The following is a 21,786-nucleotide window of genomic DNA, read 5'->3' on the forward strand; positions in this document are numbered from 1 at the left end:
GAATATGCGCAAAGGGCAGCGAAAGCTGCCCTTTTTTATTGGTACGCGGTAATTACGGCGCCATCAAATCAAAGCGATTATCATCGCCCTGATCCAGTGAGAACGGCGGTTGCAATTGCAGGACAATTTCGTTCGAAGTGACGCGATTCTGTTTGCTGTCTTCTAACACCACCGATAAGCGATAACTGTTGCGCGCGCCCGGCGAGCTATCCCACGCGGGCAGGATCACGCTCCAACCCTGTGGATCGTTGGGATTGGCACCCGGCGTCAGGCTCAGCGCCTGCGTATCGCCCTGCCACATCACTTTAGTGATTGGGTTGGTGCTACGGATCTGCAATTTCAGCGGCAAGCTTTCTCCGCCATTCAGCTGCCACGGTGGCGTGGCAAGAAACACCGACAGCGTTTTACGCTGGCGATATTCCAGCACCGGCGTATAGCTGCGCGTCACGTTATCGTAGCGACTGCCGCGCAGCGAGTGCGCCGCCGCTACGTTATCCGGACTCAACTGCTGGCTGAGCGCCACGCCAAAACGATAGTTGAGGCGCAATCCGAGCTGATCCTGGCTCTCACCGCTGTCGCTGGTTTTGTGGCTGGCGGATAAGGTCACCAGCGGTACCGGCGTGTAAGTGACACCAAAGGTCAACGCCGACGGATTGTGGTAGCGATTGCCGGAGCTAAACAGATCGACGTTATCGCCAAGATATTGCTGCCAGCTCACCGACGCACCGAGCTGACGATACTGCGGCAAATAGCCTTGGGTGGTGAAATCGTAGCCGCGCGCCATACGCTGCTGCTGGAAAGGATTGCGATCCTGCCAACCTGAGAGCGGCGTATAGTAGTTGGCGGAGAAGCGCAGATAATCGCCCCATGCTTCGGTCCCCAGCGAAGCGCGCTGTAGGCCACTGCTAAACATGCGATCGACAAAGCCGTTATAGCCCAACTGCCATTTGCCCGCCATCCAGCGCTGGCCGAGACCCACATTGCCCACCAAACCATCATCGGTTTGATGAAAGCCAACCTGACTGAAGGTGAGATAGCGATAGTTATCCGCCCACGGCGTCAGCAACGAGGCGCCGCTGCCGGTAAAGTTGCCGTCGAGATCCACGTTGAAGTCGATCTGTGCGTTGCCATACGGCGATAGCAAGGACTGCCCTTCATTAACCAGTCGATTTCCCACTTCATCGCGGAAATGATTAAAGGCCCACAGTCCGGCTTGCTGACTTAATGAATTGTCTTCAGTGCTGTTCTGACTGGCTTCGCCAATGCTTTTGGCAATGGTCGCCAGTTTTTTGTTGAACGCTTCCGTTTCATCCTGGTAACCCAAAGCAGGCAACTGATCGGCCATTTTCTGAAAACGTGTGGGATCGCTAAACGGCGCATCGGCGAGTTTAGTGTCAGAGATCAACGCCAGCGCAGGCGCGGATGCGGCAAGTAGTGAAAAACCAGAGAGATAACGCACGCTTTTAGGTGATAACAAAGTAAATAACATAGCTAAAAATAGGGTTCGACCCGGTTCAGAATTAGAGGTGGCTCACAAAACTGCATAAGTCTACCCTAGCATATTCTGATGCAAGTGCCGGAAATGTCTGGTTTCGATTAAGACAATGATGCGTACTTTCGGATTTGTGGAATGCGTATAAGTGCATATCTGGAAAGGAGGTCGCCATCAATGGCGACCTTAAAAACGGTCAGGAATAAAATATCAGGAGAAGATTAACCCGCCATCCACATTGATGGTCTGCCCGGTGATATAGCGCGCATCGTCAGAGGCGAGGAAAGCTACCAAGCCAGCGACATCTTCCGGCTGCCCTGCGCGTTTAAGCGGGATGTTTTCCACCCATTCGGCCATCAGTTCACCTTTGCCATACTGCTTTTTATCGCTGCTGAGGATCTCGCCCCACACGCGATCGTTGTAGTCCCACATTTCACTCTCGATGATGCCCGGACAGAAGGCATTCACCGTGATATGCCACGGCGCCAGCTCAAGTGCCAGGCTCTGGGTGATACCGATCACGCCCATCTTGCTGGCGGCATAGTGCGGCGTATAAATGAAACCCTGCCGTCCCTGACCGGACGAGGTGTTGATCAGGCTGCCGCTGCCCTGTTTCACCATATATTTCGCCGCTTCCCGGCAGCACAGCCACACGCCCGTGGTGTTCACCGCAAGGATCTTCTCGAAGTCACTTTTGGGCATCGCATCGAAACGATCGATGGTAATCACCCCCGCATTCTGAATCGACACATCAATGCTGCCAAAGCGCTCAGCCGCCTGCTGATAAACCTGCTGCACCTCCGTTTCATCGGTAACATCGACCTGCAGCGCCAGAACCTCACTGCCAAACTGCTGTTCGATGGCCTGCGCGGTACTGAAAACGCGTTCCGAATTCGACACCATCACCAAACGCGCCCCGTCGCGGGCAAAGCGCGCGGCAATGCCCGCGCCAATGCCGCGGCAGGCGCCGGTAATCACCACCGTCTTTCCACTAAAATCGCGTGTCATATTGCCTCCTGTTATCCATGTGTCGCTTCAGGCAGGGCGGCCGATTGCTGCTTTTTTTCATGTCTGCGCAGCAGCACCACCTTACTTTGTAATTTTTGCTGGAACTGATCGATCACCACCGCAGTGACAATCACCAGGCCTTTGATCACCATTTGCCAGAAATCGCTGACGCCCATCATCACCATGCCATCGGCGAGGAACACGATGACAAAAGCACCGATAATCGAGCCTGAAACGCGACCGCGTCCACCCGCCAGCGCCGTGCCGCCCAGCACCGTGGCACCGATGGCGTCCATCTCGAACATGTTGCCGGTCATCGGGTGCGCGGTTTGCAGCTGCGACGCCACAATCAAACCGACCAGCGCGGCGCACAAGCCGGAAAAGGCGTAGACAAACACTTTGACCTTGATAATCGGCACACCCGCCAGGCGCGCCGCCGATTCGTTGCCGCCGGTGGCGTAGATGTAACGACCCAGCGGTGTTTTACGCGTCAGATACAAACCCAGTAGCAGGAAGCCGAGCATCATCCATATCGGGATATACACGCCCAATATCGAACCCGAACCGAGCAAGGCGAAGCCGGTGTTGCCGAGTGCTGGCGTGCCGACGAGGTTGGCGTAAGTGCTGCCGTCGTTGAACAGCAGCGCGGCGCCGCGTGCCACGTACATCATGCCGAGCGTACAGATAAACGGCGCTACGCCGAGTCGCGTCACCACCGCGCCATTAATCAATCCCAGCGCCACGCCGAACAGCGCCACCACCAGAATTACCTCGGGCACGTTGAAGAACAGCACATTGCCGCCCCACAGCGGTACGCCGTTGGTGAGCAGCGCACCCGCCACCATGCCGCATATTCCTGCCACCGCCCCGACCGAAAGATCGATGCCGCCAGTCAAAATCACCAGCGTCATGCCAATCGCCAGCAAGCCGGTGATCGCCACATGCTGCGTCATAATCAGCAGGTTTGAGGTGGTGAGAAAGTTAGGCACCATAAAGCTGAAGAAACTCACCACGATCAGCAAGGCAATAAAGGTACGCGCCTTAAGCAGGTACATGTAGATCAGGTATTTTTGATTCATCGTTTTACTCTCCAGCGGGCTCAATCATGTGGCGTTGAGGCGCTAATCAGGGCTTCGCGCGTGGCCGCCGCGCGCGGTAAATCGGCGGTGATGCGGCCATCCGCCATCACCAGAATGCGGTCAGCCAGCGCCATCACTTCATCCAGTTCGGACGAGGAGAACATCACCGCCAATCCCTGCTGCGCCAGGTTGCCAATCAGGTGATAAACATCGGTTTTTGCCCCCACATCAATGCCGCGCGTTGGCTCATCCAGCAGCACCACCTGTGGCCCGGTCATCAGGGCTTTGCCCAGCACCACTTTTTGCTGATTGCCGCCGCTTAAGGAGGTGATCGGCAGTTCGGGATCGCTGACCTTAATGGCGAGATGGCCAATCATTTCATCCACGCGACGCTGCTCGTTGTGCGGATTGAGCTTGCGCCAGCAGCGGCGGAAACCCCGCAGGCTGAGATCGCTGAGCGTCATGTTGGCGGTGATCGACATCAGCTGTACCACGCCTTCGGTTTGACGATCTTCCGGCACCAGCGCGATGCCTTTTTTCAGTCGCTGCTGGAAACTGCGCTTCTCCAGCGCTTCGCCGTTCAGACTGACGCTGCCCGACTGACAGTGCATCATGCCAATCAACCCTTTGAACAACTCGGTGCGCCCGGCGCCCAGCAAACCGTAGATGCCAATCACTTCGCCTTTTCGCAGCGAGAAAGAGACATCATTGAGCTTGTAACCGCCGTTTTGATGCAGCGCGGTCAGCCCGTTGACGCTGAGTACCGTTTCACCCTGCGTCGCCGGTTGATAATCGAAGTGTTTCTTCTTGTCGCCCACCATCTGCTCAATGATCCACGGAATCGAGGCGTCGCGGACTTCGCGTTCGCTGATGAAGCGTCCGTCGCGGAAGATGGTGATGTGATCGCCAATCTCCATCAGCTCTTCCAGCCGATGTGAGATATAGATAATGGTGACGCCGCGCCGTTTAAGCTGGTCGATGACGTTGAACAGCACTTTCACTTCTGACTGGCTGAGCGCGCTGGTCGGTTCATCCATGATCAGCACGCGCGTGTCCTTGGACAGCGCGCGGGCGATCTCCACCAGCTGCTGATGGCCGATACCGAGTTCAGCCAGCGGCGCGTAGGGATCGACATCCAGCTCCAGCCGTTCCAGCAATGCTTTGGCGAGCGAATACTGATACTTCTCGTTGATCACGCCGCGCTGGAAAAACTCATTGGCCATGAAGATGTTGTCCATCACGTTCATATTGGGAAACAGGTTCAGCTCCTGAAAAATAATGCTGATGCCCTGTTTTTCCGCCTGATGCGTGGAGCTCAGCGACACTGCTGCGCCGTCCAGCAGAATCTCGCCGGATGACGGGATCTCCACGCCCGCCAGCATTTTCATCATGGTGGATTTGCCCGCGCCGTTTTCGCCAATCAGCACGTTAACTTTGTTGCGATAAACGCGATAATTGACCTGATCCAGCGCGGTGACGCCGGGATAGATGCGCGACACGTTGCGGGTTTCAATGATCACGTCATGTTGAGGCTGTTGCATATCCGCTCCTTACTGACGTGTAATCGCCGCAGGTGTCACATTCGGCACCTGCTCCGGCGTATCGAAGCTGCTAAACACGCCAGCCAGCTGCACTTTGTCACCCACTTTGGGCTTGAAAGCACTCATCATGTTCGCCGCCTGCTGATTGATGGCACGACTGTAGTCGCCAAACAGCACCTGGTCGTTAAAGTCTTGATAGCTGGCACCTTTATAGGCATCGCGCAACACCGTGCCGGGGAAAATCGGGCCAACCTGCACCGTGATGTTGTCACCGGATACATCTTTCACTATCATCCGTCCGTTACGCGACGTGGTGTTAACCGCCGTGACTTCACCGCTCACGTTGACACTGAACACACACGGATTCTCTTCCTGACTGCGATAGCCGTAGGTTTGACAGGCGCTATCAAAATCTTTGGCGGACTTCAGCGCACTCAACAACTCAGCTACCGGCTTCGCATCATGCTGAATCTGCGGCACCAGCTTTTGTTGCCAGGTTTGAGCAATATTGCCCATTTTGGGATTGGGAGGATTTTTCAGGTCGGCCAGCTCCTGCTGCGACACAATGCGGCAACCGCTAAGGATCACGACAGGAAGCAGTAACCAGAGTCGTCTGTGCATCACATTCTCCTGGGCGCCCGATAAACGGGCGCACCGCATTGATTACGACTTGAAGTTAAAGTCCTGCACGCCTTTGGCGTTGTCTGGCGTGATGAGAATGCCGCGAAACATTACGCGCTGCTTCTCAGGCTTGGTGCCTTTCTGAATAAAATTGTCGAGGTCGGTCACGCCCTGTGCGGCGATGGCTTGTGCCTGCAGCATCACCGTGGCTTTCAGATCCCCTTTTTCCACCGCGTCACGTTCATCATTGCTGCCGTCAATGCCGACCACGATGACGTCGTTACGGCCTGCCGCTTTCAGAGCTGCAATCGCGCCCAGCGCCACGGGACCGTTACCGCAGATCACGCCTTTCACATCCGGATGCGCCTGCAGAATGCTGTCCATAATGCGTTTGCCGTCAATCAGCGTGCCTTTGGCATCCTGACGCGCCACGCTTTTCATGTCGGAATATTGATCGAGCACCTGGTGGAAGGATTTGGAGCGCGTGACGCAGTTGTTGTCGGCGAGGTTACAGGTGAGTTCCGCGTAGCTGCCTTTTTCCCCCATTTTCTCTACAAACACGTTTGCCACATCGGAACCGGCCTGGAAGTTGTTGTGGGTGATCTGCGCCAGCGCCACGTCGTCCACCGGGATTTCGCGGTTGATTAGCACCACCGGAATGCCGGCATCTTTGGCTTTTTTAATCGCGGCGACGCTGGCGGTGGAGTCGGCGTTATCCAGCACGATGCCCTGCACTTTTTTGCCGATGGCGGCATCAATCAGTTCACTTTGCTTTTTCACATCTTCGCCATGCGACAGCACGCTGGTTTTATAGCCCAGCTCCTGCGCTTTAAGGTTGGCACCTTTGGCTTCGGAGGCGTAATACGGATTATCCAGCGAGTTCACCAGAATCATGATGGTGCCTTTATCGGCAGCGAAACTGGCTTGGGAGATCAGGCAACTGGCAATGGCAGTTAACAGCAGGGTACGTTTTTTCATGGTGAGGTTCTCTCATTGTTATAGTGGGTCACGCAGGGTCAGCCGTTCTGGTGTTGGCGCGGCTTACCAGATGGTAAAGCCACCGTCGATCATCAAATCTGCGCCGGTGATCATGTCGCTGCCGTTGCTGGCGAAGAACAGCACCGCGGCGGCGATTTCGTCGGTATAGGCAAAGCGTCCCAGCGGGATCAGCTTTTTCATCTGCTCGCCCTTCTCGCCGCGCCAGGCTTTTTCACCCATCGGCGTCAGCACAACGGTGGGCGATAAGGTATTGACGTTGATGCGATAGGGAGCGAACTCTTTGGCCATCACTTTGGTCATGCCGAGCAGACCGGCTTTGGCGGAGGTGTAGGCAACGTGGTTATCAATAGCAATGGAAGCGGCCTGCGATGCGATGTTGATGATTTTGCCGCCGTTACCGGCGCGCACCATGCGTTTACCGGCCGCCTGCGAGCAGAGGAAAGGCCCGGTGAGATTGACGTCGATCTGCTTTTGCCACTCGGCAAAATCGGTTTCTAACACCGGTTGCAACATCACGTAGCCCGCGCAGTTCACCAGGATATCAATCTGACCGTAATGCTGTTCGACGCGATCAAATGCCGCTTCAACCGACGCCGGGTCGGTCACGTCGCAGCACACCAGCAGCACGCGATCGGCAGCAAATTGATCCTGCACGCCCGCCACTTTGTCGCTTTCGAATGGCGGATAGAGCAGCGCCAGCCGTGCGCCCTTCTCCAGCAGCATGGCGTTACTGGCCATCGCAATCCCGCCCAGCCCGCCGGTGACCACCGCCACTTTGCCAGTTAAATCCTGCTCAATGTTCACGCCGTAGCGCAGGTTAACGTCATATTCCCCACTCATCGTCTCTCTCCATAATGGTGTACGGCGGCGCTGGTTACTGCTGGCCGGGTTATCGTTTTGGCAAATGTCATTTTCGAACAAAAATATAAGCTATCGATTAATAATGGTTTGTGGAGGAGATCAAATTTCATACAAATCGCAGCAAGAAAAATTATCCCCATGATTTTATTAACTTTGCGTAAATTACTGAATTTATGACATGGAGAGAGCTGCTGATGGCTTTCTGTGAAATCAATCGCATAGCAGACAATGATTTTCGTTCGAAAACGAATGATTCTGGAAGCTGCCTCGCAAATGCCCAAAACGCAGAGTAAAATCAGCTCGGGTTTCCTTATTGGCGAAACCAGACCGTGATTGGAAAGAGGGAGCATTTCGATTGAAAAGCAAAACTGAGCAGCTGGCAGATATGCAGCAGCGCCGTGAGAAGATTCTGGAGATGATCCGCGAAGACGGCACCGTCACGGTTAAAGCGCTGACCGACACCTTCGGCTTGACCGAAGCCACCATTCGCACCGACCTGCGCATGTTGCAGCAAGAGGGCCACGTACAGCGTTATCACGGCGGCGCCACGCTGATGACCGGCAAGCAGAATACCGGCGCGATGTTGCTGGAGCGTCAAACACATCTTGAAGAAAAACAGGCGATTGGCCGCCTTGCCGCGCAGCATGTGGAAAATGGCGACACGGTGATTTTCGATTCCGGTACCACCACCACGGCGATTGCCGAGGCGATCAGCCATATTCGTCGTTTATCGGTGATTACCACGGCGGTGAATATCGCGCTGAAGCTGGGTGGCGAGCCAGGCATCAATATTTTGCTGACCGGCGGCACTTTTAAGTTCCCGACGCTTTCAACTTCGGGTGAGAAAGCCGCCTCGTTTTTCGAAAACGTGCTGGCGGAGAAGCTGTTTCTTGCCACGGCCTGTATTTCGCCGCGTCTCGGTTTGAGCTTTCCCAGCGAGACCGATATCAAGGTGAAAATGGCGATGATCAAGTCAGCCAGCAGCGTGTATGTGGTGGCGGATTCCAGCAAGATCGATAAGGTGTCGATGTTCGCGCTGCCGTGCGACTGGAGCCATATTCACTATCTGATTACCGATAGCGGCATTTCTCCGGCGCAGGTCGCGGCGTTTGAGGCGTTAGGTGTGCAGGTGTTGGTGGCGCAGTTGGCGTTGGCGCAGAAGCGCGCGGTGTAAAACCAGGTGGGCATAAATGCCCACCCTACGCGGTTTTGTAGGGTCGGCATTCATGCCGACCGCTCGCAAACCGTTAAAACCCTAAGCTATCCAGCAGGTCATCAACCTGATCCTGGTTCGCCACCACGCCGGGTGCATTGGCGTGGATCTGCGGACCGTTCAGCAGGCTGTTGCCCTCTTTACGCGCCGCGGCGTTAGCTTCTGGCATATTCTCCAGCAGCACCATCAACAGCTGACGCTCGATCTCCTGGATCACATCCATCATGCGCTTGATCACCTGACCGGTCAGGTCCTGGAAATCCTGCGCCATCATGATTTCGAGCAACTGCTTATTGGTGTACGACGTGTGTCCCGGAACGTCAGTCAGGAACTGGCGCGTATCCGAAACCAACTCGCGCGCATCTGTCAGTTCAATCGGATTTTCAAACCACGCATCCCAACGGCCTTTCAGCTGGTTGGCGCCGGCTTCCATTTGGTCCTGGTGTGGCTGCGCTGCTTCAACGCAGTTCAACGCACGTTCTGCCGCTTGCGCCGTCATTTGCACAACATAATCCAGACGATCGCGCGCATCAGGAATCGCTTCCGCCGCTTCAGCAATTGCCTGGTCTAACCCCAGCTCACGCAAACTGTCACGTAACATGCGCGTCAGTGAGCCGATGCGGGTAATAATGTCGTGTGCCGAGGCTTCTTCGGTTGATTTCGGAAGGTCGCTCATCACATCTCCTTACATACCCAGTTTTTCGAATATTTTGCCTAACTTCTCTTCCAGCGTGGCCGCCGTGAACGGCTTCACCACGTAGCCGCTGGCGCCCGCCTGCGCGGCCGCGATGATATTCTCTTTCTTCGCTTCCGCGGTCACCATCAGCACCGGCAGTTTGTTCAGCGTGGCGTCAGCACGGATGGTTTGCAGCAGCTCCAGACCGTCCATGTTCGGCATGTTCCAGTCGGAAACCACGAAATCAAAGCCACCGGCACGCAGTTTGGTCAGCGCATCGACGCCATCTTCTGCTTCTTCAACGTTATTGAATCCAAGCTCTTTCAGCAGGTTACGGACAATACGACGCATCGTATTGAAGTCATCCACCACCAAAAAGCGCATATTTTTATCAGCCATATCTACTCCCGTGTTGTCTCGTCCAGCAGGACGGGCTCGTTAAATTCGCAATGCCTGTCCGGCGCTAATTTTCGCCAGCATGTGCTGACTGATGTGGCCTAAATCGACCACTTCACTGGTGCCGCCCATCGCAATCGCTTCGCGCGGCATACCAAATACCACACAGCTGGCTTCATCCTGCGCGATGGTCCAGGCGCCCGCGCGATGCATTTCCAGCATCCCGGCCGCGCCGTCGTTACCCATCCCGGTCAGGATCACACCCACCGCATTTCGTCCTGCGTGCACCGCCACCGAACGGAACAGCACATCCACCGATGGCTTGTGTCGGTTCACTGGCGGACCGTCATTCAGTTTCACCACATAGTTAGCCCCGCTACGGCCCAGCTCCATATGCATGGCGCCCGGCGCGATATAGGCGTGACCTGGCAAAATACGCTCGCCGTCTTCCGCTTCTTTCACGGTGATCTGGCACAGCTTGTTCAGGCGCTCGGCAAACGAACGCGTAAAGCCTGGCGGCATATGCTGGGTAATCAGCAGCGCCGGGCTGGTCGCCGGCAGCGGCTGCAGCACATGGCGAATCGCCTCGGTGCCGCCGGTGGAAGAGCCGATGGCGATCAGCTTTTCACTGCTCAGCAGCGGACCCGCTTTCAGCGTGACCGGCATCGGCGTGGAGGCACGCACATGCAGCTTGGCGCGCGCGGCGGCGCGGATCTTGTCGGCAATCATCTGGCTATAGGCCAGCATGCCTTCGCGAATACCGAGCTGCGGCTTGGTGACAAAATCCACCGCACCCAACTCCAGCGCGCGCAGCGTCACTTCTGAACCTTTACCGGTCAGCGAGGAGACCATCACCACCGGCATCGGACGCAGGCGCATTAGCTTCTCGAGGAAATCGAGGCCATCCATGCGCGGCATCTCCACATCCAGCGTCAATACCTGCGGGTTGTACTGTTTGATTAAATCCCGCGCCACCAACGGATCCGGCGCACTCGCGACCATCTCCATATCGGGATGGCTATTGATGATTTCGGTCATCAACTGTCGCATTAGCGCAGAGTCATCCACGCACATAACGGTGATTTTGCTCATCGTCTTTCCTTGCTCAGTCCATAGACTGTCTGTCCACGTAGCCAGAACTCTTTGCTGATCTGACTAAAGTTCTCTGAATGCCCGGCAAACAGCAGACCGCCGGGTTTCAGCAGGGGCACGAAACGGCGCAGAATCTGTTCCTGCGTCTCTTTATCGAAATAGATCATCACGTTGCGACAGAAAATCGCGTCGAACGGACCCGGCAACGCCCAGTCGTTAGCCAGTAAATTCAGTTGCGTGTAGTTCACCATGTTGGCGAGGTCGGAACGCACGCGCACCATGCCTTCGTGCGGACCGGTGCCGCGCAGGAAAAAGCGCTGCAGCTGTGACTGCGACAAGGTACGTAGCTCTTCCTGGCGATACACGCCGGCCACGGCTTTCTCTAGCACCTGCGTATCGATATCGCTGGCGTGGACCTGGAATTTACCCGGACCGGTGCCCAGCGTTTCCGCCAGCGTCATGGCGATGGAGTACGGCTCTTCGCCGGTTGAGGCGGCGGTGCTCCACACGCTGTAATTACCCGTGCGCTTACGCGCATGATCCGCGAGGATCGGGAAGTGATGCGCCTCGCGGAAGAAAGAGGTCAGGTTGGTGGTCAGCGCGTTAATAAACGCCTGCCATTCCGCACTGTTTTGGTCTTGCTCCAGCAGCGCCAGATAGCGGCCAAAGTCATCAATATTCAGCATGCGCAGACGACGCACTAAACGGTTGTAAACCATCTCGCGTTTGTGGTCGGCCAGCACAATGCCCGCGCGCTGATAGATCAGCTGGCTAATGCGACGAAAATGCGTATCTGAGAGCGGTAACCGCTGCACCATTTGCGAGAGCAGCGTGGTCGCTTCACTTTGATCCAATAACGTCGATTTCTTCATTTCAGGTCACCCGGCAACAAACTGTTTAAATTGTGATACTGCGGTTGCTACTGTGCTGCCAGTCGCGCCATTCTCATGGGCCGCCTTGCGGCGGCCACAAGGATTAAAAGGTTTCCCAGTTATCGTCAGTGCTACGTGCGCCTGCCGGTGCCAGTGCTTTTGGCGTGCCGGAACGCAAATTTTTTGCCGCTGTAGATACGTTAACGGCCTGAACGACAAATTCTTTACCGATATTGAACACCGCAACCGACTGTTTCAGTCGGCTCGCCTGATCTTCCAGCGCGGCCGCCGCAGTCGCCGACTCTTCGACCAGCGCGGCGTTCTGCTGCGTTACGCGATCCATCTCGTTCACCGCCAGACCGACCTGATCGATACCACGGCTCTGCTCGTCCGACGCCGAGGCGATTTCGCCCATGATGTCGGTGACGCGCGTGACCGCATTCACGATGTTGGTCATGGTTTCCCCGGCGCTCTCCACCAGCACGGAACCGGTGTTGACGCGGCTGACCGAATCTTCGATCAATCCTTTAATCTCTTTCGCCGCTTGCGCGCTGCGCTGTGCCAGACTGCGCACCTCGCCCGCTACCACCGCAAATCCACGTCCCTGCTCACCGGCGCGCGCCGCTTCTACCGCGGCGTTCAGTGCGAGGATATTGGTCTGGAAGGCAATGCCATCGATCACGCTGATGATGTCAGCGATTTTCTTCGAACTGCCGGTGATCTCTTTCATGGTAGTGACCACGCCATCCACCACTTTGCCGCCCTGCTGCGCGGTTTCCGAGGCGGTGAGCGCCAGCTGCGACGCCTGACGGGCGTTTTCGGCGTTCTGCTTCACGGTGGCGGTTAACTGCTCCATGCTGGCAGCGGTCTCTTCCAGCGAAGCCGCTTGCTGCTCGGTACGCGAGGAGAGATCGTTGTTGCCCATGGCGATTTCACTCGCACCGGTGTAGATCGCATCGGAACCGTCACGCACGGTACGCACCGTCCGCGCCAGCTCTTGCTGCATCTCTTGCACCGAGGTGAGCAGCTCGCCCATCTCGTTGCGCACCGTGATCTCCACCTGCTGCGTCAAATCGCCACGCGCGATGTGACGAATGTGCTCGATGCTGTGCTTTAGCGGACGGATCAGCACCGTACGCATGCCGCTCCACACCAGCGCAATCACCAGCAAGGTCACCAGCAGCGTGCCGACCACCAGCATGATGGATTGGTTATACGCCGCCTCATTGGCTGCAATGCCCTGATTGGCGAGCACAATGTTGTAGCTCAACCATTCGTTGTAATCCTTAGCAAACTTGTCCTGGAATCCCTGCGTCGGCTGATCGACAAATCCTTTGAAATTTCCACTACTGAGGAAATCGATCAACTCACCCAATGCTCCGCGATAGGCGTTGTAGTTGGCCTGTAGCGTCAGCACGTTCTCGGCCTTTTTGCCCTTTTCAGACAGGTTGGCGTTAAATTCGGCAAAACCCTCATCAGCGTGCTTCAACTCCTCACTCGCCAGCGCCACCAGATCTTTCACGGTTGCGCCTGAGCCAGCCTGCTGACTGTCCAGCAGGTAACGGATCCCCGCACGGTTCAGCGTGTTACGCGCCTGAACCAGCGATACCCATGAGGTGCCCATTGCCCGCTGCAGCGTGCTAAGACGCTGGTTATAGGCAAAATTTTCTTTATCGGCTTTGACCGTGGAGTAGAACACTCCACCGGAGAACAGCTGCAGTAAGGCAAACAGCGCCAGCACGCACAGCAGGCCGGATACAACACGAATACGACTAAACATAAACACCTCATTGGTTGGCGGATCGCCTCTGTTATCGGCTTTTCTGAGGGGATCTTTATGTGTGTTCGCAGGGGTTGGACCAGCGGGGGGTTGATGGGTGCTCGCTGTCCCTCACCCTAACCCTCTCCCGCAGGCGGGAGAGGGAATTGATCGAGCTAACATATGGCAGCGTCTCCCTCTCCCGTTTACGGGAGAGGGCCGGGGTGAGGGGAAGCAACTCAGAACTTAAAACGTCTCCCAGTTACCCTCACTCACCGGCGCGGCAGCCGCTTTGCGCGGTGCGCTGGCGATCTGGCGCACCGTGCTCGCCTTCGGTTGCGCCTGTGCGGCGCGCGGAATGCGGAACACCGATACCGACTGGCTCAGGCGGCTCGCCTGCTCTTCCAGTGATGCGGCGGCGGCGGCGGACTCTTCCACCAGCGAGGCGTTCTGCTGGGTGACGCGGTCCATCTCGGTCACCGCTTGTCCCACCTGATCGATACCACGGCTCTGCTCATCCGATGCCGAGGCGATTTCGCCCATAATATCGGTGACGCGCGTGACGGCGCCGACGATATCATTCATGGTTTCTCCGGCAGTACCGACCAGCTGCGAGCCGTTGTTGACGCGGTTCACCGAGTCTTCGATCAAGCCTTTAATCTCTTTCGCCGCCTGCGCACTGCGCTGCGCCAGGTTACGCACTTCACCGGCCACCACAGCAAATCCACGGCCCTGTTCACCGGCACGCGCCGCTTCTACCGCCGCGTTCAGCGCCAGGATATTGGTCTGGAAGGCGATGCCATCGATCACGCTGATAATGTCGGCGATCTTCTTCGAGCTGCCGGCGATATCCTGCATGGTACGCACCACGCCATCGACCACCTCGCCGCCTTTGCGCGCGGTATCCGACGCGCTCAGCGCCAGCTGCGACGCCTGACGCGCATTCTCGGCATTCTGTTTCACCGTCGCGGTGAGCTGCTCCATGCTGGCCGCCGTCTGCTCCAGCGAGGCGGCCTGCTCTTCAGTGCGCGCCGACAGATCGTTATTCCCGGCGGCGATTTCGCTGGCGCCGGTGAAAATCGCATCGGAACCGTCACGTACATTGCCCACGGTGCTGACCAGCGACTGCTGCATCTCATGCAGGCTTCCCGCCAGCTGGCTCATTTCATTGCGCCCTTCCACCACGATATTTTGTGTGAGATCGCCCGCGGCAATATGGCGAATATGCGCCAGCAGCTGATGCAGCGGCTGAATCAGCACGCTACGCAGGCCGAACCAGCAGCCCACGATCACCGCAATCACCACCAGCGCCACCGACGCCAGCAGCCACATCATGGTGTGGAAGGCGCGCTGATTCTGCGCCACGCCTTCTGCCGCCAATATGCTTTGCTCCGTCCGCCACTCTTCGTAAGTGGCTTTCATCGCTACCTGTTTAGCTTCAATGTTCTGCGCAAACATGCCTTGCAGATCGTTGGCTTTCAGGCGATCCAGCATCGCTTTCAACCCGTCGTTGAAAGCGGCGTAGTTCGCTTCCAGCTTATCGCGCAACGCGTCTGGCAAGCCCGGCGTGGCCGGCAAGTCGTAGTAGCGTTGATAGTGGCCGGCAGCCACATTGAGCTGTTTTTCGGTCTGGGCGATTAAGGCACTCAGCTGACCGCCATTCGACTGCGCGGCCATGGTGCCCTGCATACGCAACATGGCGCGGTTGAGTACGGTGCGGGTTTGGTTCAGTTCAATCCAGGCGTCTGACATCGCGCCAACGTTGTTAGAAGAGATCTGCGCTACCGCAAACGCCTCTTTATCTTTTTGTAAGGCGGACCAGAACAGGCCACCCGACAGTAATTGTAAAGCGCCAAACACCAGTAATACGGCGATTAAACTGGTCACTACATTGATTCGTTTTAACATGGGATCTCCAGGGATGCGTTTCGGCTCCCCCAGTTATCGACCGGCAATCTGAATTTTTCAGGGTGCTTAAGCTACTTTACGAATTAAAACTCTGCGTTTGCGCATGATTGCAGTGTTTTATAACTAAAGAAATTAACAGTAAAAAAATGCGCCTTTACCTGAAGAGCGTTAAAGGCGCATTAAATGCGGGGGCGGGAGCAGGTTGTTACCTCTCTATAGCCTTATCCCGTTAGCGGGAGAAGGAATGAAGAGATTAAGACATGCGCTCCAGCTCCTGCTCTTCTGCATAAAAATTAGGCAGTTCGTCAATGCGCTCCGGCGGGACCGGTTTGCCCAACAAATAGCCCTGCAAGGTATCGCAGCCCAAACCGGTGAGGAACGCCTGCTGATCCTGAGTTTCTACTCCTTCAGCGACCACTTTCAGATGCAGCGACTGCGCCAGCGCGACAATGGCGGAGACGATGGTGGCATCTTCCGAATGCGCTTGCAGTTCATTAACAAAGGCGCGATCGATTTTCAGCTCGCTGGCCGGTAAACGCTTGAGATACAACAAGCTGGAATAGCCGGTACCAAAATCATCAATCGACGCCTTCACGCCCATGTTGGTGAGTTCGGTAAGAATACGCACGCTCTCTTCCGGATCGCGCATCGCCGTGGTTTCGGTCACTTCCAGCGTCAATAGCTCAGCCGGAATCTGGTGCTGCGCCAGCGCCTCGGTAACGGTTTCTACCAGGTTACTCTGCTCAAACTGAAGCGCCGACAGGTTGACCGCCACCGACCAGTGCGGATGGCCCTGCAGATGCCACGAACGCAGCTGGCGACAGGCTTCGTTGATCACCCAGTTACCGATGTTAATGATCATGCCGGTCTTTTCCGCCATCGGCAGGAAGGCGTCCGGTGCCAGCAGACCGCGTGAAGGATGCTGCCAGCGCAGCAGCGCTTCAAAGCCGAGGATCGGGCCGCTCGGCGCGCAGTATTTTGGCTGATAGAACAGGCGTAACTCTTCATTATCCAGCGCTTGCCACAGATCGTTATTCAGCTGTAATTGCGACTGCGCCAGCGTGTTCATCGACGGCTGGAAGAAGGTGTAACCGTTGCGGCCGTTGTTTTTGGTGTGATACATGGCGGCATCGGCGTTGAACATCAGCTCGCGCTCATCTTTGCCATCGCCGGGATAGACCGCAATACCGATACTCAGCGACACCACCAGCTCATAGCGCGAGATGTCGAACGGACGATCCACCGCTTTCACCAGCGTATCGGCGACCGCTGCGGCATCGTTGGGATCATCAATTTCCAGCAGCAGCACAAATTCATCGCCGCCCATGCGCGCCAGCGTGTAGTGCCCTTTCATCTGGTCGGTCATACGCTCGGTCACGCCAATCAGCAGGTTGTCGCCAACGTGGTGACCAAAAGCATCGTTCACCGCTTTAAAGCCGTCGAGATCCATAAACATCAGCGCAAACTGCGACTTCTCGCGGTTGGCTTTATTGATCGCTTGTTCGAGGCGATCTTCTAACAAAATGCGGTTAGGTAAGCGCGTCAGGTTATCGTGCAGCGCCAGCTGGGCCAGTTCGCGGTTGGCTTCCGCCAGCGAGTGGGCGAGGATCGACGTGCGCGCCTGCAAACGTGCATCCAACATCGAGACCAGCAAAGTAATGCCGAGGATCGCCAGCGTCACCACCGTCACCACCACCGCCAACCAGTTGCTGTTCACGCCCATGTGCGTCGCATGGCTGTGCATCGGGAAGTCGGCCGCCGCCATACCGGTGTAGTGCATACCGGCAATCGCACAGCCCATTACCACCGATGCGCCTAAACGTAAGACGGTAACGCGGCCGTGGCCTTCGCGCAGGTTAAACGCCAGCCAGAGCGCGGCGCCTGAGGCCACCAGCGCAATCGCCACCGATGCCGCCACCCAACCCCAATTCCAGGTGATGCCGGGCGTAAACATCAGCGCCGCCATGCCAGTGTAATGCATGGCTACCACGCCGGACCCTAGCACCAAGGCACCGCCACACAGTCGCAGCCACGGCAAGGTTGGCGTGGCACACACCAGCCACAGCGCAAAAACCGAAGCTAAAACTGCCACCACCATGGAGGTGACGGTGAGCGTGGGATCGTAGCTCATTACCATATCGAGGCTCATCGACAACATACCAATGAAGTGCATCGCCCAGATGCCCACGCCCATAGCGAATCCACCGCCGAATAACCAAACCAGCGCTACCTTGCCAGTTGAGGAAGCCACGCGTCCTGCCATATCCAGCGCAGTAAATGAAGCCAGCATCGCCACCAGAATCGAGACGATGACGGTAAACGAGTCGTACGAAGTCACTAACATAGTGATTTCCCAAGTTAAAGCCGGTGTAAGTCAGCTGTGGTGTTATTGTTAAAAGTGAGATCTATTGGTTTTATTGTAGGAATTATCGGCAGAGTGCCTGCCGATCTGAGTTTTTGAACGATGAAACCTTCCGATGCGGAAGAAACTAAAAATTGTTTATTGCGCACCCGCCAGTGGCACCACGTTACCGCTAAACGCCAGCGGCACCGTAAGCGCAGCGGTAAACTCACCGATGCGATCGGCTGGCGTGGGCTTGCCGAGTAGATAACCTTGCAGCGTGTCGAAGCCTAAACCGGTGAGTAAACGCTGCTGCTCCTCGGTTTCGACCCCTTCCGCCACCATGCGCAGGTTAAGCGTTTGTGCCAGCGTCAACATCGCAGTGACCACCGTGGCGTCTTCACTGCCAGCGCGCAAGCTGTTGATAAAGGCGCGGTCGATTTTCAGCTCGCTGGCTTCGAGATGTTTCAAATGCAGCAAGTTGGCGTAGCCGATGCCGAAGTTATCGATCGCCACTTTCACCCCGAGACGATGCAGTTCGGCAATGCGCTGCTGGCTGAACTGCGGATCGCGCATGGCGATGTTCTCGGTAATTTCCAGCATCAACGCTCCGTCAGGAATCTGATGGCGCTGCAACGCCTGACGTACGCTCTCAATCAAATCGCGCTGCTGGAACTGCAGAGCGGAGAGATTGACCGACACTGTCCAGTCGCCATTGCCTTCATCGTGCCACTGCTTGAGCTGGCGACAGGCTTCATTAATCACCCAGTTGCCCAGCGCGACAATTTGCCCGGTTTTCTCGGCGCGCGCCAGGAACGCATCTGGCATTAGCAGCCCGCGACGCGGATGTTGCCAGCGCAGCAGCGCCTCAAAGCCCATCAATACGGTGCCGCCCGCACGGAATTTTGGCTGATAGAATAGGCGCATCTCCTGATACTCCAGCGCGTTCCACAGATCGTTGGCCAGCTCCAGCTGATGCTGCGCCACCGCGCTCATCGCCGGTTCAAACAGGCACCAGCCGTTACGACCGCTGTGTTTGGTGTGATACATGGCGGAGTCGGCGTTGAACATCAGCTCCTGCTGGCTACGGCCGTGCAGCGGGAAGATGACAATGCCGACGCTTAAGGAGACGCGGAGCGAATAGCGATCGAGATCGAAAGGCGCATCAATGACCTGCACCAGCTGCTGCGCCAATTTGGTGGCCTGATGGAGATGAAATTGCGGGCACAGCAGTACAAATTCATCACCGCCCAGACGCGCCAGCAGAATCTCTTCACCGAGTTCATCCCGCAAGCGATCGGCGACGGCAATCAATAAGCGGTCGCCGACGTGATGGCCCCATGTGTCGTTAATGGCTTTGAAACCATCGAGATCCATAAACATCAGCGCGAAGTTCTCATCCTGCAGCGTCGCCTGCTTAATCTCCGTGGTGAGTTGCTGCTCCAGCATCACGCGATTCGGCAGCGCGGTGAGGTTGTCGTGCAGCGCCAGCTGGCGCAGCTCGCTGTTGGCGCGCTTGAGCTTGGCGGCAAGACGCGCGGCGCGCAGTTGCGCATCCAGCATCGAGATCAGCAACATCAGCCCCAGAATACTCAGCGTGATAATCGTGACCCACACCGCCATTCCCTCTTCGCTGGCACCGTGATGTTGCATGTTCACCGGCATAACGAATTCTGCTGCCGCCATGCCGGTGTAATGCATGCCGGCAATCGCAATGCCCATCACCAGCGCCGCGCAGGCGCGCAGTAACAGCAGGCTTTCGCCCTGGCGCAGATGAAACGCCAGCCACAACGCCGCGCCCGATGCTGCGTAGGCAATCAGCACCGAGAGCGCCACCAGCAGCAGATTCCAGTTAATCGGGGTGGCGATCATCAGCGCGTTCATGCCGAGGTAGTGCATGACAATAATGCCGCTGCCCATAATCAGCGTGCCGCGCACTAAGCGGCGTCGGGTGAGATGGCTGCCTTGTACGCCCTGCGCGAAAGCGAAGATGGCGGTGACAATCGCCACCAGCAATGAGATGGCGGTGAGCTCGACGTCGTAGCGCATGGTCATCGGCATCATCATCGCCAGCATGCCAATAAAGTGCATCGCCCACACGCCGATGCCCATCGCGGTACCTCCGCCGATTAACCACAGTTTTGCCAGACAGCCGCGTGAAACGGCCACGCGCCCGGCAGTATCCAGCGCGGTAAAGGCGGCAATGAAGGCCACGATCAGTGAAACGGTAACCAGAACGCTATCCCAGGTAACCAGCAGCATGTGCGCTCCTAAACTCCACCCGCTGCGCAGCAGGTGCGGTGTCGTCAAATTAATACAAGGATGATAAAGCGCCGTTCATGGGCGATTAATGACCGCCTGCGGCGAAGTTCAACAAAAAGTCGTTCCAGACAAATCTGGAGTCATCGTGCGGATTTTTTTTATTTTCATCGTCAGTCTTTAAGAGAAAAATTAATAATATCTGATTAATGCACGAACATAACATTGAACCGAAGCGCGCGGTAGAGGGAGAAATCATCGGCTGTTTAGTTTTTTTAACTACCCGCTACCCCTTGTGAATACTGAGTTATCGGCGAAAAGTGTGAATTGATTAGGGAAAAATTGAACCCTCGGCGTACAAGTGCCGATTTGCTGATCTATAGTAAAGAAAACTGATATAAATCATTAATCCACCATCTAGGAATTTTCTTAGATGGCAGGCGCTTACGCTATCGGGCCGAATGCGGCTCTTGTTTGATTTCGGATGTATTTCCATAAATGTATGACCAGGTGAAAAAGCACTGACCTTGGATAATCAGTAAGGAATGATTATGAAACTCAAGCTTTTTCTTGTGGCTACTAGCCTAAGCGCCGCGCTTGCACCCACTGCTGTTTTTGCCGCCACCACAACGGGAACCATCAATGCTACGTTGACGCTGACCACGGGGTGTCTGGTGAACGGTCAATCTGCTACGACGGGGGTGAACTTCGGTACCCTGAACTTTGGTAGCAGCGCAGCCACCTTTGATACCCTCAACGCCACGCTGGTCGGCGCGTCGGGTAACGGTATTTTTGTCCGCTGCACCACCGGCCAAACCTTCAACGTGCAGGTCACCAGCAGTAATGCCGCTCCAGCGACCATTTACGGTACGGTCAGCGGCCAGCCGCGCTACCTGATCCTCGGATCCAACAATACGCAGGGCATCGCCTATACGCTGTATAGCGACGCCGCGTTTACGACTGCTATCGCCAACAACACGAATATTGCCGCCAGTGGCACCACGGATCCAACGCTCGGGACCAACTACGCCATATATGGTCGCGTGGTCGGCGGCGGCTTTAACCCGTTGATTCCGGCAGGAACATACACTGACACCATCAACGTGGCGGTGAATTACTGAGGGAAAGGATAATCAGGGAGGCCGTGGTGCAGCGGTTGGTGCACAGTGCAGGCGGCCTTGCCCTGCTGATAGGGAGCGTCTCCGCCTGGGGCTTGCCGACCGCAACGTTTCAGGTTTCAGCATCAGTAGTGGCAGGCTGTGTTGTCTCCGGTACCAATACCGGGGTATTTGGCACGCTTAATTTTGGTACCCAATCTGGCGTGGCCGCGAGCAGCGTCAGCGCCAGCTATGTGCAAAGCACCACCATCACGCTCGCCTGCACGCCGGGCACCGCCGTAAGTATGAGCATCAACGGCGGCAGTAATTACACCTCCACGCGCAATCTCAAACACACCACCAACACCAATACCGTGGCGTACAGCCTGTATACCAATGCGGCACACACCACGGCCATTCCGGTGAACAGCCCGATGGCGCTGAGCTACAGCAATGCCAACAACATCACTTTGCCGATTTACGGCTTATTAACGCTGCCTGGCCCCACGCGCGCCGGGACGTATACCGACACCTTAACCGTCACGCTGAGTTGGTGACGGCGTCAATAAGAA

Annotated in this window: 18 protein-coding genes; 3 read left to right on the forward strand and 15 right to left on the reverse strand. The window is 56.3% G+C overall.

The window, feature by feature from the left end; genetic code table 11:
* Positions 1 to 52: 52 nt before the first annotated feature.
* The 7 genes from K5Y30_RS03790 to K5Y30_RS03820 form a co-directional block, all read right to left on the reverse strand.
* Positions 53 to 1,489: a YchO/YchP family invasin gene (locus K5Y30_RS03790; RefSeq protein WP_222210532.1), complete on the reverse strand. Its 1,437-nt coding sequence runs from the start codon at positions 1,487 to 1,489 to the stop codon at positions 53 to 55.
* Between the two features lie 213 nt (positions 1,490 to 1,702).
* On the reverse strand, positions 1,703 to 2,500 hold the full coding sequence (locus K5Y30_RS03795; protein ID WP_222210533.1) for a glucose 1-dehydrogenase: 798 nt from the start codon (positions 2,498 to 2,500) through the stop codon (positions 1,703 to 1,705).
* Positions 2,501 to 2,511: 11 nt separating this feature from the next.
* Positions 2,512 to 3,579, reverse strand: a complete 1,068-nt coding sequence (locus K5Y30_RS03800) for an ABC transporter permease (protein ID WP_101764597.1) — start codon at positions 3,577 to 3,579, stop codon at positions 2,512 to 2,514.
* 20 nt (positions 3,580 to 3,599) lie between these two features.
* The gene (locus K5Y30_RS03805; RefSeq protein ID WP_101764598.1) at positions 3,600 to 5,120 is read right to left on the reverse strand and encodes a sugar ABC transporter ATP-binding protein; all 1,521 of its coding nucleotides are present in this window, start codon (positions 5,118 to 5,120) and stop codon (positions 3,600 to 3,602) included.
* Between the two features lie 9 nt (positions 5,121 to 5,129).
* Positions 5,130 to 5,741 carry a DUF2291 family protein gene (locus K5Y30_RS03810; RefSeq protein WP_222210534.1) on the reverse strand — a complete coding sequence of 204 codons (612 nt, stop codon included), beginning with the start codon at positions 5,739 to 5,741 and terminating at the stop codon, positions 5,130 to 5,132.
* Between the two features lie 42 nt (positions 5,742 to 5,783).
* Positions 5,784 to 6,719 (reverse strand): D-ribose ABC transporter substrate-binding protein, encoded by a 936-nt coding sequence (locus K5Y30_RS03815; RefSeq protein ID WP_101764600.1) that lies wholly within the window; start codon positions 6,717 to 6,719, stop codon positions 5,784 to 5,786.
* 63 nt (positions 6,720 to 6,782) lie between these two features.
* The gene (locus tag K5Y30_RS03820) at positions 6,783 to 7,580 is read right to left on the reverse strand and encodes a GolD/DthD family dehydrogenase (RefSeq protein ID WP_101764601.1); all 798 of its coding nucleotides are present in this window, start codon (positions 7,578 to 7,580) and stop codon (positions 6,783 to 6,785) included.
* A 376-nt stretch (positions 7,581 to 7,956) separates the two neighbouring features.
* Between K5Y30_RS03820 and K5Y30_RS03825 the strand changes: the two genes are divergently transcribed.
* Positions 7,957 to 8,775 carry a DeoR/GlpR family DNA-binding transcription regulator gene (locus tag K5Y30_RS03825; RefSeq protein ID WP_222181869.1) on the forward strand — a complete coding sequence of 273 codons (819 nt, stop codon included), beginning with the start codon at positions 7,957 to 7,959 and terminating at the stop codon, positions 8,773 to 8,775.
* A 73-nt stretch (positions 8,776 to 8,848) separates the two neighbouring features.
* Here K5Y30_RS03825 and cheZ read toward each other — a convergent pair whose 3' ends face one another.
* From cheZ to K5Y30_RS03865, 8 genes are all read right to left on the reverse strand, one after another.
* Positions 8,849 to 9,490 (reverse strand): protein phosphatase CheZ, encoded by a 642-nt coding sequence (gene cheZ, locus K5Y30_RS03830; protein WP_101764603.1) that lies wholly within the window; start codon positions 9,488 to 9,490, stop codon positions 8,849 to 8,851.
* A gap of 9 nt (positions 9,491 to 9,499) precedes the next feature.
* A complete protein-coding gene (gene cheY / locus K5Y30_RS03835) occupies positions 9,500 to 9,889 on the reverse strand; it encodes a chemotaxis response regulator CheY (RefSeq protein WP_008102871.1) in 390 nt (129 codons plus the stop codon).
* A gap of 39 nt (positions 9,890 to 9,928) precedes the next feature.
* Entirely contained in the window at positions 9,929 to 10,978 is a 1,050-nt protein-coding gene (locus K5Y30_RS03840; protein ID WP_008102868.1) for a chemotaxis response regulator protein-glutamate methylesterase, read from the reverse strand.
* A complete protein-coding gene (gene cheR / locus K5Y30_RS03845) occupies positions 10,975 to 11,850 on the reverse strand; it encodes a protein-glutamate O-methyltransferase CheR (protein ID WP_008102867.1) in 876 nt (291 codons plus the stop codon). The genes K5Y30_RS03840 and cheR overlap by 4 nt, the downstream gene beginning before the upstream one ends.
* A 103-nt stretch (positions 11,851 to 11,953) precedes the next feature.
* A complete protein-coding gene (locus K5Y30_RS03850) occupies positions 11,954 to 13,630 on the reverse strand; it encodes a methyl-accepting chemotaxis protein (RefSeq protein WP_137385648.1) in 1,677 nt (558 codons plus the stop codon).
* Positions 13,631 to 13,855: 225 nt separating this feature from the next.
* Positions 13,856 to 15,517, reverse strand: coding sequence for a methyl-accepting chemotaxis protein (locus K5Y30_RS03855; RefSeq protein ID WP_217546852.1), 1,662 nt, complete (start codon positions 15,515 to 15,517; stop codon positions 13,856 to 13,858).
* A gap of 253 nt (positions 15,518 to 15,770) precedes the next feature.
* Positions 15,771 to 17,861, reverse strand: a complete 2,091-nt coding sequence (locus K5Y30_RS03860; protein WP_222181868.1) for a bifunctional diguanylate cyclase/phosphodiesterase — start codon at positions 17,859 to 17,861, stop codon at positions 15,771 to 15,773.
* Positions 17,862 to 18,017: 156 nt separating this feature from the next.
* Positions 18,018 to 20,120, reverse strand: coding sequence for a bifunctional diguanylate cyclase/phosphodiesterase (locus K5Y30_RS03865; RefSeq protein WP_222210535.1), 2,103 nt, complete (start codon positions 20,118 to 20,120; stop codon positions 18,018 to 18,020).
* 548 nt (positions 20,121 to 20,668) lie between these two features.
* Between K5Y30_RS03865 and K5Y30_RS03870 the strand changes: the two genes are divergently transcribed.
* A complete protein-coding gene (locus tag K5Y30_RS03870; protein WP_008103338.1) occupies positions 20,669 to 21,238 on the forward strand; it encodes a spore coat protein U domain-containing protein in 570 nt (189 codons plus the stop codon).
* A gap of 26 nt (positions 21,239 to 21,264) precedes the next feature.
* The gene (locus tag K5Y30_RS03875; protein WP_370634170.1) at positions 21,265 to 21,771 is read left to right on the forward strand and encodes a spore coat U domain-containing protein; all 507 of its coding nucleotides are present in this window, start codon (positions 21,265 to 21,267) and stop codon (positions 21,769 to 21,771) included.
* Positions 21,772 to 21,786 lie beyond the last annotated feature (15 nt).

Origin of the sequence: Pantoea sp. DY-5 (assembly GCF_019795955.1) — a bacterium.
Lineage (GTDB): Bacteria > Pseudomonadota > Gammaproteobacteria > Enterobacterales > Enterobacteriaceae > Pantoea > Pantoea leporis.

Bases quoted from the DNA above. Each gene is read 5' to 3' on its own strand.
- K5Y30_RS03790 (WP_222210532.1), bottom strand. From the start codon at position 1,489: ATGTTATTTACTTTGTTATCACCTAAAAGCGTGCGTTATCTCTCTGGT.
- K5Y30_RS03795 (WP_222210533.1), bottom strand. From the start codon at position 2,500: ATGACACGCGATTTTAGTGGAAAGACGGTGGTGATTACCGGCGCCTGC.
- K5Y30_RS03800 (WP_101764597.1), bottom strand. From the start codon at position 3,579: ATGAATCAAAAATACCTGATCTACATGTACCTGCTTAAGGCGCGTACC.
- K5Y30_RS03805 (WP_101764598.1), bottom strand. From the start codon at position 5,120: ATGCAACAGCCTCAACATGACGTGATCATTGAAACCCGCAACGTGTCG.
- K5Y30_RS03810 (WP_222210534.1), bottom strand. From the start codon at position 5,741: ATGCACAGACGACTCTGGTTACTGCTTCCTGTCGTGATCCTTAGCGGT.
- K5Y30_RS03815 (WP_101764600.1), bottom strand. From the start codon at position 6,719: ATGAAAAAACGTACCCTGCTGTTAACTGCCATTGCCAGTTGCCTGATC.
- K5Y30_RS03820 (WP_101764601.1), bottom strand. From the start codon at position 7,580: ATGAGTGGGGAATATGACGTTAACCTGCGCTACGGCGTGAACATTGAG.
- cheZ (WP_101764603.1), bottom strand. From the start codon at position 9,490: ATGAGCGACCTTCCGAAATCAACCGAAGAAGCCTCGGCACACGACATT.
- cheY (WP_008102871.1), bottom strand. From the start codon at position 9,889: ATGGCTGATAAAAATATGCGCTTTTTGGTGGTGGATGACTTCAATACG.
- K5Y30_RS03840 (WP_008102868.1), bottom strand. From the start codon at position 10,978: ATGAGCAAAATCACCGTTATGTGCGTGGATGACTCTGCGCTAATGCGA.
- cheR (WP_008102867.1), bottom strand. From the start codon at position 11,850: ATGAAGAAATCGACGTTATTGGATCAAAGTGAAGCGACCACGCTGCTC.
- K5Y30_RS03850 (WP_137385648.1), bottom strand. From the start codon at position 13,630: ATGTTTAGTCGTATTCGTGTTGTATCCGGCCTGCTGTGCGTGCTGGCG.
- K5Y30_RS03855 (WP_217546852.1), bottom strand. From the start codon at position 15,517: ATGTTAAAACGAATCAATGTAGTGACCAGTTTAATCGCCGTATTACTG.
- K5Y30_RS03860 (WP_222181868.1), bottom strand. From the start codon at position 17,861: ATGTTAGTGACTTCGTACGACTCGTTTACCGTCATCGTCTCGATTCTG.
- K5Y30_RS03865 (WP_222210535.1), bottom strand. From the start codon at position 20,120: ATGCTGCTGGTTACCTGGGATAGCGTTCTGGTTACCGTTTCACTGATC.
- K5Y30_RS03870 (WP_008103338.1), top strand. From the start codon at position 20,669: ATGAAACTCAAGCTTTTTCTTGTGGCTACTAGCCTAAGCGCCGCGCTT.